Genomic DNA, 14,821 nt, shown 5'->3' on the forward strand with positions numbered 1-14,821 from the left:
CAGCGTCACTTGGCGTTGGTATAGATCTGGTCGAAGACCCCGCCGTCGTTGAAGTGGGTCTTCTGCACGCTGCGCCAGTCGCCGAAGGTCTTCTCCACCGAGAGGAAGTCGACTTTCGGGAAACGGTCGGTGTACTTGGCCAGGACTTTCGGGTCCCGTGGGCGCAGGTAGTTGTTGGCGGCGATTTCCTGGCCTTCCGGCGACCACAGGTACTTCAGGTATTCCTCGGCCGCAGCGCGGGTGCCTTTCTTCTCCACCACCTTGTCCACCACCGACACCGGCGGCTCGGCTTCAGCGGAGACGCTTGGGTAGATCACTTCGAACTGATCGCGACCGAATTCGCGGGCGATCATTTCCGCTTCGTTCTCGAAGGTCACCAGCACGTCGCCGATCTGGTTGGTCATGAAGGTGGTGGTGGCGGCGCGGCCACCGGTGTCCAGTACCGGGGCCTGCTTGAACAGCTTGCCGACGAAGTCCTTGGCCTTGTTCTCGTCGCCGCCGTTCTTCAGCACGTAGCCCCAGGCCGAGAGGTAGGTGTAGCGGCCGTTACCCGAGGTCTTGGGGTTGGGCACTATCACTTGCACGCCATCCTTGAGCAGGTCTGGCCAGTCTTTCAGGGCCTTGGGGTTGCCTTTGCGCACGATGAACACGGTGGCCGAAGTGAAGGGCGCACTGTTGTTCGGCAGGCGCGTTACCCAGTTGTCCGGCACCAGTTTGCCGTTGTCCGCCAGGGCGTTGATGTCGGTGGCCATGTTCATGGTGATGACATCCGCCGGCAGGCCGTCGATCACCGAGCGCGCCTGCTTGCTGGAGCCGCCGAAGGACATCTGCAGGGTGATGTTTTCGTTGTGCTCGGCTTTCCAGTGTTTCTGGAAGGCGGTGTTGTAGTCCTTGTAGAAGTCGCGCATCACGTCGTAGGACACGTTGAGCAGGGTCGGTGCGGCCTGGGCGACGCTGCCCAGGGCCAGGCCGGCGGCCAGAAGCGAGGCGCTGAAGAGTTTTTTCACTGCGCATTCCTTTTGTTCGAGAGTGAAGGCAATTTGCCGCCGACTATAGCCGGGGCGCTATATCTCTTTAAAGATTAAAAAGTACTTTGCTTATTCCATTTTCTTGAACAGCGCGTTGCCACAGCGCGAGCAGAAGGCCGCGGCCGGTTCGTGACTGTTCTTGCGGCACACTGGGCAGTCGTGCTTGAGCTGTTCGCCGCGCATGGCGCTGGCCAGTTCCGCAGTGAAGATCCCGGTAGGCACGGCAATGATCGAGTAACCGGTGATCATCACCATCGACGAAATCATCTGGCCGATCACGGTCTTGGGCACGATATCGCCATAGCCCACGGTGGTCAGGGTGACGATGGCCCAGTAGATGCCCTTGGGGATACTGGTAAAGCCATGTTCCGGGCCTTCCACCACGTACATCAGGGTGCCGAACACCGTGACCAGGGTGCAGACGCTGAGCAGGAACACCAGGATCTTCTGCTTGCTGCCGCGCAGGGCATCGAGCAGGTAATGGGCCTGTTTCAGGTAGGGCGACAGCTTGAGCACGCGGAAGATCCGCAGCATGCGGATGATACGAATGATCAACAGGTACTGGGCGTCGCTGTAGTACAGGGCGAGGATGCCTGGGACGATCGCCAGCAGGTCCACCAGGCCATAGAAGCTGAAGGCATAGCGCAGGGGTTTGGGGGAGCAATACAGGCGCAGTCCGTACTCGATGAGGAAGATCAGGGTGAAGCCCCATTCGATGTACGCCAGGACGTCGGCGTAGTTGCTGTGCACCTCGTCAATGCTGTCGAGGATCACGATCACCAGGCTGGCGAGGATGATCAGCAGCAGGGTCGTATCGAAGCGTCTTCCGGCCACCGTATCGGTCTGGAAGATCATCACGTAGAGGCGCTGGCGCCAGTTGTCGCGGTTAACCATGGGAGTCGCCTGAATCAAAGATCAGCGAAGCCTAGGGGGAGTTGCCGGGGGAGCGCAAGGTGCGTGGTCCCCAGGCGCTGGCCCCAGGACCCGGGTGGCGACATGCATCAGCCAGCAGGCCAGGACGAAGGGGGCGGTGAGGGGTGCTAGCCCCAGGGCGACGATGCCCGGGGTGATCAGCAGCGCCAGGCACATCCCTGCCAGTGGCCGCCACGGACGTCGGGCCCCTTGGCCCAGGGCCAGGGCCACCAGTGCGCAGTTGTAGCCGCCCAGACCCAGTAGGGCACGGCCGGGCTCATGCAGCAGCAGTGTCAAGGCCAGGCCGCTGGCGGAACCGATCAGGGCCCAGGTCGCTGCGCGGCGGTTGGCCAGCAGCAGGCCGAGGAGAATCAGCAGCCCGGCCAGTGGCTGACTGAGGAACATGATCTGGCCCAGGCCCTGGAACAGTCCGCTCAGCAGGCTCCACAGGGACAGGCCGGGCACCGCCTGGGGCATGGATTGCATGGGTTCCATCAGGCTCAGCAACAGCCAGCCCAGGCCCACGAAGGGCGCGGTGTAGGCCGGCAGGCTGGCGGGGCTGCGGGCCCGTTTCAGCCATTGCTGGGTGATGATCGCGCTGAGGCCGGCGGCGGCGATGATCAGCGGCGGCAGCAGCACTGACCAGGGTAGGTACAGGCTCAGCAGCAGGCCCAGGAGCACGCCGTTATAGCTGAAGAGTCCGGCTTGCCGGTCGGCCTTGGCATAGCCCCGTTGCTGGGCGGTGAGCAGGCCGGCCAGGGCACCCAGCAGGGCGCCCCCGAGCAGGGCCGGGGCGCTGATCAGGATCGCCAGCAGGCACAGCAGGCCGCACAGCGGGTGGCGCTGGAGGAAAATCTGACTGAAACCGTTGAGCAAGGCAGTGGCCCAGTCGGGGCAGAAGGCATTGAAAGACTGTGCAGGCATGACGAGAGTCGGCGAATGCGGTGGTTGTCGTACCGCAGCGTTCGACCCCAGCGGCATCCTCTTTGGGAGGCTCGCTGCAGGTCGCGGGCGCTGCGGCGGGTCAGAGAAGGGTTTCGACGCGCAGGGAGTTGGTGGTTCCCGGCTGGCCGAACGGCACGCCGGTGGTGATCACCACGGTATCCCCGCGTTTGGCCAGGCCCTGGGCCTGGGCGATTTCCAGTGCCGTGGCACAGACCTCGTCCACCTGGCGCAAGCGGTCATTGACCACCGAGTGCACGCCCCAGGCCAGGCTCAAGCGGCGCGCTGTCTGCAGGTTCGGCGTCAGGTTGAGGATAGGTACCGAAGGACGTTCCCGGGCGGCACGCAGGGTGGAGCTGCCGGACTCGCTGTAGTTCACCAGCACCGCCACGGGCAGGATGCTGCACACCCGGCGGATCGCGCAGCTGATGGCGTCGGATACCGTGGCTTCGGCCTGGGGGCGGCTGACGTCCAGTTGAGTCTGGTAGTCGGGGCCGGTTTCCACCTGGCGAATGATCTTGCTCATCATCTGCACCGCTTCCAGCGGGTATTCCCCGGAGGCGGTTTCCGCCGAGAGCATCACCGCATCGCTGCCTTCGGCCACGGCATTGGCGACGTCGGTCACCTCGGCTCGGGTGGGCGCCGGGGAGAAACGCATGGACTCCAGCATCTGGGTGGCGACCACCACGGGTTTGCCCAGCTGACGGCAGGTGCTGATGATGTTCTTCTGGATCTGCGGCACGCTTTCCGCCGGGACTTCCACCCCCAGGTCACCTCTGGCCACCATGATCGCATCGCTCAGTTTGGCGATTTCCCGCAGTTGGGCCACGGCGGAAGGCTTTTCGATCTTGGCCATCAGGTAGGCCTTGTCGCCAATCAGGGTACGGGCTTCACGGATGTCTTCCGGACGTTGCACGAAGGACAGCGCCACCCAATCCACGCCCAATTCCAGGCCGAAGCTCAGGTCGCGGCGGTCCTTGGCGGTCAGCGGGCTGAGGTCGAGCACGGCCTGGGGCACGTTGACGCCCTTGCGGTCCGACAGTTCGCCGCCATTGAGCACGGTGGTCTCGATGGCGTCCGCGTGCTTGGCGATGACCCGCAGGCGCAGCTTGCCGTCGTCCAGAAGCAGGTCCATTCCGGGCTCCAGGGCCGCGATGATTTCCGGGTGTGGCAGGTTGACCCGCTGGGCGGTCCCCGGCGTCGGGTCCAGGTCCAGGCGCAGGGCCTGGCCGCGTACCAACTGCACCTTGCCCTTGGCGAAGGTGCCGACCCGCAGTTTCGGTCCTTGCAGGTCCATGAGGATGCCCAGGGGGTAGTTCAGTTCGCGTTCGATCTGGCGAATCCACTCATATCGCTGGGCATGGTCGGCATGGCTGCCGTGGCTGAAGTTGAGTCGGAAGATGTTTACGCCGGCCTGCACCAGTTCGCGGATGTCCTCGATGCTGTCGGTGGCCGGCCCCAGGGTGGCGAGGATTTTGACTTTCTTGTCAGGCGTCATGTTTGGGGTTCTCGAGGATCAGGATGGCGCGGAAGTCGTTGACGTTGGTACGGGTCGGCTCGGTGACGATCAAGTCGTCCAGGGCTGCGAAGTAGCCATAGCCATTGTTGTTGTCCAGCTCGTCGCTGGCGCTCAGGCCCAGGGCCGCAGCCCGAGCGTAGCTGTCCGGGGTCATGATCGCCCCGGCATTGTCTTCGGAGCCGTCGATGCCGTCGGTATCGCCGGCCAGGGCGTAGATCCCGGGATGCCCCTTGAGGCTGTCGGTGAGGCTCAGGAGGAACTCGGCGTTGCGGCCGCCGCGACCTTTGCCGCGCACGGTAACCGTGGTTTCACCACCGGAAAGGATCACGCAGGGCGCCGCCAGGGGCTGGCCGTGCAAGGCCACTTGGCGGGCGATGCCGGCGTGAACCTTGGCCACCTCCCGGGATTCGCCTTCCAGGTCGCCGAGGATCAGCGGGCTGTAGCCGGCCTGGCGGGCTTTGACCGCGGCGGCTTCCAGGGATTGCTGGGGGCGGGCGATCAACTGGAAGTGGCTGCGTTCCAGGCACGGGTCGCCGGGCTTGACGGTTTCCGAGTCGGGGTTCTGCAACCAGTTGCGTACTGCTGCGGGTACTTCAATGGCATAGCGCTTGAGAATCGCCAGGGCTTCGGCCGAGGTACTCGGATCGGCCACTGTGGGGCCGGAAGCGATGACCGTGGCCAGATCGCCAGGGACGTCGGAAATGGCATAGGTGTAGACCGTGGCCGGCCAGCAGGCCTTGGCCAGGCGTCCGCCCTTGATCGCCGAGAGGTGCTTGCGCACGCAGTTCATCTCGCCGATGGTGGCGCCGGATTTCAGCAGGGCCTTGTTGATGGCCTGCTTGTCGGCCAGGGTGATGCCCGTGGCGGGCAGGGCCAGCAGCGCCGAACCGCCGCCGGACAGCAGGAAAATCACCCGATCCTGTTCTGACAGGTTGCTGACCAGCTCCAGTACCCGCTTGGCCACGGCCAGGCCGGCCGCGTCGGGCACCGGGTGAGCGGCCTCGACCACTTCGATCTTGGTGCACGGGGCGCCGTGGCCGTAGCGGGTAACCACCAGCCCGGAGACGTCGCCCTGCCAGCTGTGTTCCACGACTTGGGCCATGGCCGCCGCTGCCTTGCCGGCACCGATGACGATGACGCGGCCGCTGCGGTCGCTGGGGAGATGGGCTTCGAGAACCTGTTGCGGATGGGCGGCGTCGATGGCTGTGGCGAACAGCTCTCGGAGGAATTGTTGCGGATCGACCGACATGGCGGGCTCCCGGATTTCTTGTTATGGGGGGCTTGAAACGGGTGTAGCCGCCACCTCAGGCGGCGACAAGGTCAGCAGGGCCTGTCCCTGGCCCGCCGTGAGGCGTTTCCTGCGAACCTTGGCGCCGCCTGTGGCAGCGGCTACGGATGCTGCTTAGTGCTTATCGCGGATCGAGAAGTTGGCCATGTGTTCCAGGCCCTTGATCAGGGCCGAGTGGTCCCAGTTGCCGCCACCAATAGCGGTGCAGGTGCTGAACACTTGCTGGGTATTGGCGGTGTTGGGCAGGTTGATCCCCAGCTCGCGAGCGCCACTGAGGGCCAGGTTCAGGTCCTTCTGGTGCAGGTTGATGCGGAAGCCTGGATCGAAGGTGCCCTTGATCATGCGTTCACCGTGCACTTCGAGGATCTTCGAGGAGGCAAAACCGCCCATCAGCGCTTCACGCACCTTGGCCGGATCGGCACCGTTCTTCGAGGCGAACAGCAGGGCTTCGGCCACGGCCTGGATGTTCAGGGCGACGATGATCTGGTTGGCCACCTTGGCGGTCTGACCGTCACCGTTGCCCCCCACCAGGGTGATGTTCTTGCCCATGCTCTGGAACAGCGGCAAGGCGCGCTCAAAGGCCTGGCTGTCACCGCCGACCATGATGCTCAGGGTCGCGGCCTTGGCCCCGACTTCACCGCCGGATACCGGTGCGTCCAGGTACTGCGCGCCTTTCTCGTTGATCTTGGCGGCGAAGGCCTTGGTCGCGGTGGGGGAGATGGAGCTCATGTCGATGACGATCTTGCCCTTGCCGATCCCGGCGGCAACGCCGTCGGCACGCAGCAGCACGTCTTCGACCTGAGGGGTATCGGGCACCATGATGATGACGAATTCGGCTTCCTGGGCCACTTCTTTGGGCGAGGCCAGGGCCACCGCGCCGGCGGCGATCAGGTCGGCCGGGGCCTTGCCGTGGTGTTCCGAGAGCAGCAGGGAGTGGCCGGCTTTCTGCAGGTTTGCCGCCATGGGATGACCCATGATGCCGGTGCCGATAAATCCGATTTTAGCCATGATAAAAATCCTCTATTCAAACGGACCTTGCAGGAGCTGGCTGGCCAGCGCAGGTGGCCGCAAGGGCCGCTGCAAGGCTTGCGGGCCTGTTCGCCGGCAAGCCGGCTCCTACGCAGGTCCAGGGTCAGATTGCGTTGTGGGTTTTCAGCCAGCCGAGGCCCGCTTCGGTGGTGGTCAGCGGTTTGTACTCGCAGCCGACCCAGCCCTGGTAGCCGATGCTGTCCAGGTGCTCGAAGAGGAAGCGATAGTTGATCTCGCCGGTGCCGGGTTCGTTGCGTCCAGGGTTGTCTGCCAGCTGGATGTGGTTGATCTGGCTGAGGTGGTTGGCCATGGTCCGCGCCAGGTCACCTTCCATGATTTGCATATGATAGATGTCGTACTGCAGGAACAGGTTGGCACTGCCCACTTGTTCGCGGATCGACAGCGCCTGGGCGGTGTTGTTGAGGTAGAAGCCGGGAATGTCGCGGGTGTTGATGGCTTCCATCACCAGCTTGATGCCGACCGCCTGCAGTTTGTCGGCGGCGTACTTGAGGTTGGCGACGAAGGTCTTTTCCAGCAGCGCGGCGTCAGCCCCCTGGGGACGGATGCCGGCCAGGCAGTTGACCTGGGTGTTGCCCAGGACCTGCGCGTAGGCGATGGCCAAGTCGACGCCGGCACGGAATTCCTCGACCCGGTCGGGCAGGCAGGCGATCCCGCGCTCACCCTTGCCCCAGTCGCCGGCGGGCAGGTTGAACAGCACCTGGGTCAGGCCGTGGGCATCGAGTTGCGCCTTGATCTCGGCGGAGCTGAATTCGTAGGGGAACAGGTATTCGACGCCGCTGAAACCGGCATCGGCGGCGGCCTTGAAGCGAGCGAGGAAGTCCTGTTCGGTGAACAGCATGGACAGGTTGGCGGCAAAACGCGGCATGGTGGTCTCCTGTGAATCGGTGAAGCCTGTAGAGCAGGCCAAGGCTGCAGTCGAGTTGCCCCGGCAGTGCCTCTTGAAGAGGGTGCGGGGCAGATCCCGGCCAGGTTCTGTGAACCTGATGGCAGCCTGGAGGCGCGGCTACAGGGTTTAGTCGAGCAGGGAAATGGCGGTAGGGGCGTCGTTGCCCACCAGCGCCAGGTCTTCGAACTCGTTGACCGCGTTGATTTCGGTGCCCATGGAAATGTTGGTCACGCGCTCCAGGATGATCTCCACGACCACCGGTACCTTGAAGGTCTGGAGCATTTCCTGGGCCTGGCGCAGGGCCGGCTGGATGTCCTTGGGTTCGAACACCCGCAGGGCCTTGCAGCCCAGGCCTTCGGCGACCGCGACGTGGTCCACGCCGTAGCCGTTGAGCTCCGGCGCGTTGAGGTTGTCGAAGGACAGCTGCACGCAGTAGTCCATCTCGAAGCCGCGCTGGGCCTGGCGGATCAGCCCCAGGTAGGAGTTGTTCACCACCACGTGGATGTACGGCAGGTTGAACTGTGCTCCTACTGCCAGCTCTTCGATCATGAACTGGAAGTCGTAGTCGCCGGACAGGGCCACCACCTGGCGGTTCGGATCGGCCTTGACCACGCCGAGGGCGGCGGGGATGGTCCAGCCCAATGGGCCGGCCTGACCGCAGTTGATCCAGTGGCGTGGCTTGTAGACGTGGAGGAATTGCGCACCGGCAATCTGCGACAGGCCGATGGTGCTGACGTAGCAGGTGTCCTTGCCGAAGACCTGGTTCATCTCTTCGTAGACCCGTTGCGGCTTGACCGGCACGTTGTCGAAGTGGGTCTTGCGATGCAGGCTGGCCTTGCGCTGCTGGCAGTCATGCAGCCAGGCGCTGCGATCTTTCAACTTGCCGGCGGTCTGCCATTCGCGAGCCACTTCCAGCAGCACGGTCAGGGCGCTGCCAGCGTCGGAGACGATGCCCAGGTCCGGAGTGAATACCCGGCCGATCTGGGTTGGCTCGATGTCCACGTGAATGAACTTGCGGCCTTCGGTGTAGACGTCCACCGAGCCGGTGTGGCGGTTGGCCCAGCGGTTGCCGATGCCCAGCACCGTGTCGGATTTGAGCAGGGTGGCGTTGCCGTAGCGATGGGAGGTCTGCAGGCCGACCATGCCCACCATCTGTGGGTGATCGTCAGGGATGGTGCCCCAGCCCATCAGGGTCGGGATCACTGGAATGCCGGTCAGTTCGGCGAACTCCACCAGCAGATCGCTGGCATCGGCGTTGATCACACCGCCACCGGCCACCAGCAACGGGCGTTCGGCCTGGTCCAGCAGGGCCAGAACCTTTTCCGCCTGCAGCCGGGTGGCCGCCGGTTTGGCCAGAGGCAGTGGCTGGTAGGCGTCGATGTCGAATTCGATCTCCGCCATCTGCACGTCGAACGGCAGGTCGATCAACACCGGACCAGGACGGCCGGAGCGCATTTCATAGAAGGCTTTCTGGAAGGCGTAGGGCACCTGGCCCGGTTCCAGCACGGTGGTGGCCCACTTGGTCACCGGCTTGACGATGCTGGTGATGTCCACGGCCTGGAAGTCTTCCTTGTGCAGGCGGGCCCGGGGCGCCTGGCCGGTGATGCAGAGAATCGGGATCGAGTCGGCCGAGGCACTGTACAGGCCGGTGACCATGTCGGTGCCGGCCGGGCCGGAAGTGCCGATGCACACGCCGATGTTGCCGGCCTTGGTGCGGGTGTAGCCCTCGGCCATGTGCGAGGCGCCTTCGACGTGGCGAGCGAGGACGTGATCGATGCCTCCGACCTTCTGCAGCGCGGAATACAGCGGGTTGATGGCGGCACCCGGGATGCCAAAAGCGGTATCGACCCCTTCACGGCGCATCACCAGAACGGCGGCTTCGATTGCTCTCATTTTGCTCATGGTTTTGTGCCTCTTGCGTTTTGTAATTGTATACAAGTGGTTTTGCGCAAAGTGTATTCACGGCGGATGGCGCAGGTCAATCCATTTTCTTGAACGGTAGCGGCTTTCGATGGGGCCCTATAAACCGGCGTCCTTTTGTCGCATGAGCTACCTTTCTCGAATTATTGTATACAAAAAATAAATTCATTGTGTTCTATTTGCTGCATCGGACTTCTCCTGCAAGAAGCTTCCACCAGGCTTTCTCAATAACAAGATAAGGACGGCACCCATGAGCGCTTTAACCTTGAAAGTCGCAGTCAACCTGGCCAATCAGGCCATCAATGCGGGGCGCAAGATCAACGCGGCCCCGCTGACCATCGCGGTGCTGGATGCCGGCGGGCACCTGGTGACCCTGCAACGGGAGGATGGCGCCAGCCTGTTGCGTCCGCAGATCGCCATCGGCAAGGCCTGGGGCGCGGTAGCCCTGGGCAAGGGCTCGCGCCTGCTGGCGCTGGATGCGCAGCAGCGCCCGGCGTTCATCGGTGCGTTGAATGGCCTGGGACAGGGCAGCGTGGTGCCCGCGCCGGGCGGGGTGTTGATTCGGGATCAGGCGGGGGCGGTGCTGGGAGCGATCGGCATCAGTGGCGATACCTCGGACATCGATGAGCAATGCGCGATCAGCGCGATCGAGGCTCAGGGGCTGGCGGCTGACGCCGGCGTCAGCGCTTAGCCCTTAACCTCGCGGGCCCGGCCCTGGCCCGTAGCCGCTGCCGAGCCCGCGAGGCTGCGAAAAGGTCCGCAGGACCTTACTGGTGTCTTGATATTCCTGTGCGCAGTTTGCAGCAACAACACAAATGCACGGGAAGGGGCCGAAACGCGATCAGCGATCCAGTTCACAGCCTTTGAGCACCAGGCGGATGATGGTCTGCGCCGCGGCTTCGTAGTCGTCTTCGTCAAGTTTGCTCTTGCCGGTGACCACCGAGATCTGCCAGTCGAAGTCGGCGTAGGTCTGGGTCGCGGCCCAGATGCTGAACATCAGGTGGTTGGGGTCGAGCGGGGCGATCAGGCCGCGATCGATCCAGGTCTGGATGCATTCGATGTTGTGCTTGGCCTGGGCGTTGAGCTGTTCCACCTGGTCCGGGCTCAGGTGCGGCGCACCGTGCATGATTTCGCTGGCGAACACCTTGGAGGCATAAGGCAGGTCGCGGGAGATGCGGATCTTCGAGCGGATGTAGCCGCTGAGCACTTCACTGGGTACGCCGTCGGCATTGAACGGAGTGGAAGCCTGGAGGATCGGTTCGATGATGCTTTCCAGCACCTCGCGGTAGAGGTTTTCCTTGGACTTGAAGTAGTAGTAGACGTTGGGCTTGGGCAACCCGGCCTTGGCGGCGATGTCGCTGGTCTTGGTCGCTGCAAAGCCCTTGTCGGCAAACTCTTCACTGGCGGCCCGCAGGATCAGTTCTTTATTGCGCTCGCGGATGGTGCTCATAAACCGGGGGATTCCTTGCCTGTTCGGGCGGTTGCGCATGGTAGCACCGGGGTCGCGAGGGGCTCAAGAATGCCCGTTGGCCGCGGTTTTCCTGCTTCTGACATCTCGCTTGTCCGGCCTTTGACGCGCTATGCTGCGCGCCTTATTTCACGCAGGGAAGCCTGGCCCATGGCAGGAAGCAGTTTGCTGGTTTTGATCGACGACATCGCCGCAGTTCTTGATGACGTAGCCTTGATGACCAAGATGGCGGCGAAGAAGACCGCCGGAGTATTGGGCGACGATCTGGCGCTCAATGCCCAGCAGGTTTCCGGGGTTCGCGCGGAGCGGGAAATTCCCGTGGTCTGGGCCGTGGCCAAGGGCTCGTTTCGCAACAAATTGATCCTGGTGCCGGCGGCGCTGGCCATCAGTGCCCTGGCGCCCTGGCTGGTGACGCCGTTGCTGATGATCGGCGGGGCCTACCTGTGTTTCGAAGGCTTCGAGAAGCTGGCGCACAAGTACCTGCCCCACGGCGACGATGCGGCCGAACATGAGCGGACCTTGCAGGCGCTGGCAGACCCTCAGGTGGATCTGGTGGCCTTTGAGAAGGACAAGATCAAGGGCGCGATTCGTACCGACTTCATCCTTTCCGCGGAAATCATCGCTATTACTCTGGGCACGGTGGCAGGCGCCTCCCTGAGCCAGCAGGTGGTGGTGCTCTCGGGGATTGCGATTGTCATGACCGTTGGCGTCTACGGTCTGGTGGGGGGCATCGTCAAGCTCGATGACCTGGGGTTGTGGCTGGCGCAGAAACCGGGCGCCCTGGCCAAACGCGTCGGTGGTGCCATCCTGCGAGCGGCGCCGTGGATGATGAAGAGTCTGTCGGTGATCGGCACGGCGGCGATGTTCATGGTGGGTGGCGGCATCCTCACCCACGGCGTACCTGCCGTGCACCATCTGATCGAGGGCCTGGCCGAGCGTAGTGCCGCCGTCATGGGCCCGGTGTCGGTGATCATGCCGACCCTGCTCAATGCCGTGGCCGGGATCATTGCCGGTGGGCTGGTACTGCTGGCCGTGACGCTACTGGGCAAAGGCTGGCGTGCCTTGCGCGGCTGAGATCCGAGTCAGCCGGTTGCCGCTCTTGCGGTCGGCAACCGGTACAGCAGGTTACTCGGCGATCTGCAGTTTGCGCGATTCGGTGTACACGTAGCGCACCTTCTCGTATTCAAACGGCGAGTTCAGCTGGCCATAGCGAAAGCTGGTCTGGTAGCGCTTGTCGACACCACGCAGCGCCCAGATCTCGGGGTGATTGCTGCTGACTTCCGAGACGTTGAGGAAGTTGATCGCCGATTCGGCGGTGTAGTCCACCGCCAGCCCCGCGGTGTCCCGCAGGTTCGACGGACCGAGGATCGGCAGCACCAGATAGGCCCCCGCGGGCACGCCATAGAAGCCCAGGGTCTGGCCGAAGTCTTCGGTTTGGCGCGGCAGGCCCATCTTGGTCGCCGGGTCCCACAGGCCGGCAACACCGATGGTGGTGTTGAGCAGCAGGCGCGCGGTGGTTTCCATTGAGCGCTGGCCCTTGAACTGCAACAGGCTGTTCATCAGGTTCGGGACGTCGCCGAGGTTATTGAAGAAGTTGCTGACCCCGCTGCGCAGGAAACTCGGGGTCACATAGCGATAACCGTCCACCACCGGCAGGAACACCCATTGATCGAAGCGGTAGTTGAAGTGGTAGACCCGGCGGTTCCATGACTCCAGCGGGTCATAGATATTCAGTGCATTGAGGGTCGAACGCTCGAACTCGCGCTGGTCCAGCCCCGGGTTGAACTTGAGTTTCTTCAACGGCTCGGTGAAGCCGTCGGGGTCCTGAACCGTGGGGGTGTGGGCCTTGCTGTTGTCGGCTTGGGCATAGCCTGCGCAGAGCAACGCAGCGATAAGCAGGAGATGTTTAGCCACGGAAGAACTCCAGCATGGCGTCGCTGTTGACGCGGTAGTTGAGGTTGCCGCAATGCCCGCCATGGGGGTAGACGGTCAGGCGGTCGCCAAAGGTTTTGCGCAGGAAGCCCAGGTCGCCGGGGCCGAGGATCACGTCATCGGCGTTATGCATCACGGCAATCTTCGGGCTGGCCTTGAGGTAGTCCTGCAGGGCGTAGAGGCTTACCTGGTCGATCAGTTGCAGCAGGCTGCCGCCGTCGGTGCGGGCGCGCCACATCGGGATCACCTGTTCGGTCAGGTAACAGTCGAAGTCGCACTGCAGGGCGCGCTTGAGAAACGGGGTAAGGCTGGTGCCTTCGCGGATCGGGTACTTGGGCGGGGTGATCAGGCCGCGGCGGTTGATCAGGTCCGAGGTGAAGGCGATGTCTGCTGCCGAGAAGCGGAAGGAGGTACCGATCAGCATGGCCATCTGTTCGTTGGTCAGGTGTTGCTTGGACTGCTGGAAGTCGTAGAGCAGGGCGTCGTTGAGGTCGATGTAGCCCTTCTGCTGGAAGTAGCGGGTCAGCTTGCCCAGCACCAGTTCATAGAAGGTGGTGCTGTTGTTGATGCCCTTGACCTCGGTCTGTACCAGTTTGTCGAGGTTGGTGATCGAGGTGTAGAGGTTGACCGGCGGGTTGAGCAGCAGCACCTTCTTGAAGTTGAAGCTGCGTCGGGTCTCATCCAGTTTGCTGATGAACGCCGCGTCCAGGGCGCCGAGGCTGTAGCCGGTGAGGTAGAACTCGGTGATCGGCAGCTTGGGGTGCTGGGCCCGTACGGCCTGCATGACCCGGTACATGTCTTCGGCGTCTTCCTGGCTCACCCCGGGGGTGGCGAAGCGCGAGGCGGCAGTAATGAAGTCGAAGCTGGTGGGCGAGGATAGCTGCACCACATGGTAGCCGGCCTTGTAGTAGAGCTTCTTCAGGTACTCGTTGAGGCTGCTGTCGTAGCGCGCGCCGGTGCCGGCGATCAGGAAGATCAGTGGCGCGGCGTGGTCCTGGGTGGCGATGCGGTAGGTGAGCTTCTTCACCGCCCAGAAATTGTCTGGGAGGATGAACTCGCGCTCCGGCCGCAGGTTCAGGCTGTAGTCGGACTGACGGATGTCATCGTTGGCGGGCAGTTCCGGGCGCAGCTCCGGGGGGGTGGTGGCGATGGTGGCTTCAAAGGGGTTGGTCAACGGGTAGCCATAGCTGGCCGGGTCGACATCCACCGCCAGTGCGGACGCACTCAGGATAAGGCCGCCGAACAGGGCAGCGAGGCGCAAGGAACGAAGCATGACTGTATCCCTAGAAGGAAGGTACCGAATGAGGTTCGCAGGCTATGACCACCGCGCTGCTGCCGAAGTGCCATGGGTGGGCACAAATAACCCCGGCCACAGGCCAGTTGGGGGGTGATAGTAGTCGGACGATACACTTTGCCGCTATTTGCTGAACAGTTATCTGTGCGTCGTGCTTGCCAAGCGTCCGTGGGCGATTATGCTGGGCGCCGTTTTGATTGTTCGGAGTGTTTCATGTCCCGCCGCCTTCCCGTGATTGTGCTGCTCGTTGTCCTGCCGCTGTGGCTGGCCGCCAGTTATGGCCTGCGCTATGGCTTTATGGAGGATGCTCGGTGGGTGGGCGTCTGTGTCGATGAGGCCGGTCGCTGGGAGTGTTCGCTACGTTCCAGCCTGGGCTGGATGATCCACTTCAAGGTGCTGGGCTGGAGTGCCTTGGGCGCAGCGCTGCTGGGGTTTGTCGTGCCCGGTCGGGCGGGCTGGTGGCTGGCGGTGCTGGCCTTGCTGGCGGGCATTCCGGCCCTGGCCTTGTATAACACTACGCTGGCGGTGTTTGCGGTGGTGATTGCGGCCTTGCGCCTGGTGCGCGCCGCCAAGCCCTAGCCG

14 protein-coding genes are annotated in these 14,821 nt (G+C 63.3%); 3 read left to right on the forward strand and 11 right to left on the reverse strand.

The features are described 5' to 3' along the window. Nucleotides 1-5 precede the first annotated feature (5 nt). From Q8O96_RS00595 to gcl, 8 genes are all read right to left on the reverse strand, one after another. Entirely contained in the window at nt 6-1,007 is a 1,002-nt protein-coding gene (locus Q8O96_RS00595) for a sulfate ABC transporter substrate-binding protein (RefSeq protein WP_058433729.1), read from the reverse strand. Between the two features lie 90 nt (nt 1,008-1,097). Then, the gene (locus tag Q8O96_RS00600; protein WP_102863987.1) at nt 1,098-1,922 is read right to left on the reverse strand and encodes an ion transporter; all 825 of its coding nucleotides are present in this window, start codon (nt 1,920-1,922) and stop codon (nt 1,098-1,100) included. Nucleotides 1,923-1,943: 21 nt separating this feature from the next. Then, nucleotides 1,944-2,864, reverse strand: coding sequence for an urea transporter (locus tag Q8O96_RS00605; RefSeq protein ID WP_102878877.1), 921 nt, complete (start codon nt 2,862-2,864; stop codon nt 1,944-1,946). Between the two features lie 100 nt (nt 2,865-2,964). Continuing rightward, nucleotides 2,965-4,380 carry a pyruvate kinase gene (gene pyk, locus Q8O96_RS00610; protein WP_305948213.1) on the reverse strand — a complete coding sequence of 472 codons (1,416 nt, stop codon included), beginning with the start codon at nt 4,378-4,380 and terminating at the stop codon, nt 2,965-2,967. Further along, the gene (locus tag Q8O96_RS00615; protein WP_305948214.1) at nt 4,370-5,650 is read right to left on the reverse strand and encodes a glycerate kinase; all 1,281 of its coding nucleotides are present in this window, start codon (nt 5,648-5,650) and stop codon (nt 4,370-4,372) included. The genes pyk and Q8O96_RS00615 overlap by 11 nt, the downstream gene beginning before the upstream one ends. A gap of 153 nt (nt 5,651-5,803) precedes the next feature. Continuing rightward, complete coding sequence (locus Q8O96_RS00620) at nt 5,804-6,697, reverse strand: 2-hydroxy-3-oxopropionate reductase (protein ID WP_102863983.1); 894 nt, start codon at nt 6,695-6,697, stop codon at nt 5,804-5,806. A gap of 124 nt (nt 6,698-6,821) precedes the next feature. Next, nucleotides 6,822-7,604 (reverse strand): hydroxypyruvate isomerase, encoded by a 783-nt coding sequence (hyi, locus tag Q8O96_RS00625; protein ID WP_102863982.1) that lies wholly within the window; start codon nt 7,602-7,604, stop codon nt 6,822-6,824. Between the two features lie 147 nt (nt 7,605-7,751). Next, complete coding sequence (gcl, locus tag Q8O96_RS00630; protein ID WP_102863981.1) at nt 7,752-9,527, reverse strand: glyoxylate carboligase; 1,776 nt, start codon at nt 9,525-9,527, stop codon at nt 7,752-7,754. Between the two features lie 268 nt (nt 9,528-9,795). On the opposite strand from gcl, the gene Q8O96_RS00635 reads away from it, so the two are divergent. Beyond that, nucleotides 9,796-10,236: a heme-binding protein gene (locus Q8O96_RS00635; RefSeq protein WP_102863980.1), complete on the forward strand. Its 441-nt coding sequence runs from the start codon at nt 9,796-9,798 to the stop codon at nt 10,234-10,236. A 150-nt stretch (nt 10,237-10,386) separates the two neighbouring features. Here the strand turns inward: Q8O96_RS00635 and Q8O96_RS00640 are convergent, their stop codons facing one another. Continuing rightward, complete coding sequence (locus Q8O96_RS00640) at nt 10,387-10,995, reverse strand: TetR/AcrR family transcriptional regulator (RefSeq protein ID WP_305948215.1); 609 nt, start codon at nt 10,993-10,995, stop codon at nt 10,387-10,389. A 168-nt stretch (nt 10,996-11,163) separates the two neighbouring features. Here Q8O96_RS00640 and Q8O96_RS00645 point away from each other — a divergent pair, with 168 nt between their 5' ends. Continuing rightward, a complete protein-coding gene (locus Q8O96_RS00645) occupies nt 11,164-12,087 on the forward strand; it encodes a DUF808 domain-containing protein (RefSeq protein ID WP_305948216.1) in 924 nt (307 codons plus the stop codon). Between the two features lie 51 nt (nt 12,088-12,138). Here Q8O96_RS00645 and Q8O96_RS00650 read toward each other — a convergent pair whose 3' ends face one another. Further along, the gene (locus tag Q8O96_RS00650) at nt 12,139-12,927 is read right to left on the reverse strand and encodes a VacJ family lipoprotein (RefSeq protein WP_102863977.1); all 789 of its coding nucleotides are present in this window, start codon (nt 12,925-12,927) and stop codon (nt 12,139-12,141) included. Further along, nucleotides 12,920-14,218, reverse strand: coding sequence for a serine/threonine protein kinase (locus tag Q8O96_RS00655; protein ID WP_102863976.1), 1,299 nt, complete (start codon nt 14,216-14,218; stop codon nt 12,920-12,922). Before Q8O96_RS00655 ends, Q8O96_RS00650 begins: the two co-directional genes overlap by 8 nt. A gap of 234 nt (nt 14,219-14,452) precedes the next feature. Here Q8O96_RS00655 and Q8O96_RS00660 point away from each other — a divergent pair, with 234 nt between their 5' ends. Then, nucleotides 14,453-14,818 carry a hypothetical protein gene (locus tag Q8O96_RS00660; RefSeq protein WP_102863975.1) on the forward strand — a complete coding sequence of 122 codons (366 nt, stop codon included), beginning with the start codon at nt 14,453-14,455 and terminating at the stop codon, nt 14,816-14,818. Nucleotides 14,819-14,821 lie beyond the last annotated feature (3 nt).

It is taken from the genome of Pseudomonas sp. LPH60 (assembly GCF_030718165.1).
Lineage (GTDB): Bacteria > Pseudomonadota > Gammaproteobacteria > Pseudomonadales > Pseudomonadaceae > Aquipseudomonas > Aquipseudomonas danubii.

Bases quoted from the DNA above. Each gene is read 5' to 3' on its own strand.
- Q8O96_RS00635 (WP_102863980.1), top strand. From the start codon at position 9,796: ATGAGCGCTTTAACCTTGAAAGTCGCAGTCAACCTGGCCAATCAGGCC.
- Q8O96_RS00645 (WP_305948216.1), top strand. From the start codon at position 11,164: ATGGCAGGAAGCAGTTTGCTGGTTTTGATCGACGACATCGCCGCAGTT.
- Q8O96_RS00605 (WP_102878877.1), bottom strand. From the start codon at position 2,864: ATGCCTGCACAGTCTTTCAATGCCTTCTGCCCCGACTGGGCCACTGCC.
- Q8O96_RS00600 (WP_102863987.1), bottom strand. From the start codon at position 1,922: ATGGTTAACCGCGACAACTGGCGCCAGCGCCTCTACGTGATGATCTTC.
- Q8O96_RS00620 (WP_102863983.1), bottom strand. From the start codon at position 6,697: ATGGCTAAAATCGGATTTATCGGCACCGGCATCATGGGTCATCCCATG.
- Q8O96_RS00660 (WP_102863975.1), top strand. From the start codon at position 14,453: ATGTCCCGCCGCCTTCCCGTGATTGTGCTGCTCGTTGTCCTGCCGCTG.
- Q8O96_RS00640 (WP_305948215.1), bottom strand. From the start codon at position 10,995: ATGAGCACCATCCGCGAGCGCAATAAAGAACTGATCCTGCGGGCCGCC.
- hyi (WP_102863982.1), bottom strand. From the start codon at position 7,604: ATGCCGCGTTTTGCCGCCAACCTGTCCATGCTGTTCACCGAACAGGAC.
- gcl (WP_102863981.1), bottom strand. From the start codon at position 9,527: ATGAGCAAAATGAGAGCAATCGAAGCCGCCGTTCTGGTGATGCGCCGT.
- Q8O96_RS00655 (WP_102863976.1), bottom strand. From the start codon at position 14,218: ATGCTTCGTTCCTTGCGCCTCGCTGCCCTGTTCGGCGGCCTTATCCTG.
- pyk (WP_305948213.1), bottom strand. From the start codon at position 4,380: ATGACGCCTGACAAGAAAGTCAAAATCCTCGCCACCCTGGGGCCGGCC.
- Q8O96_RS00615 (WP_305948214.1), bottom strand. From the start codon at position 5,650: ATGTCGGTCGATCCGCAACAATTCCTCCGAGAGCTGTTCGCCACAGCC.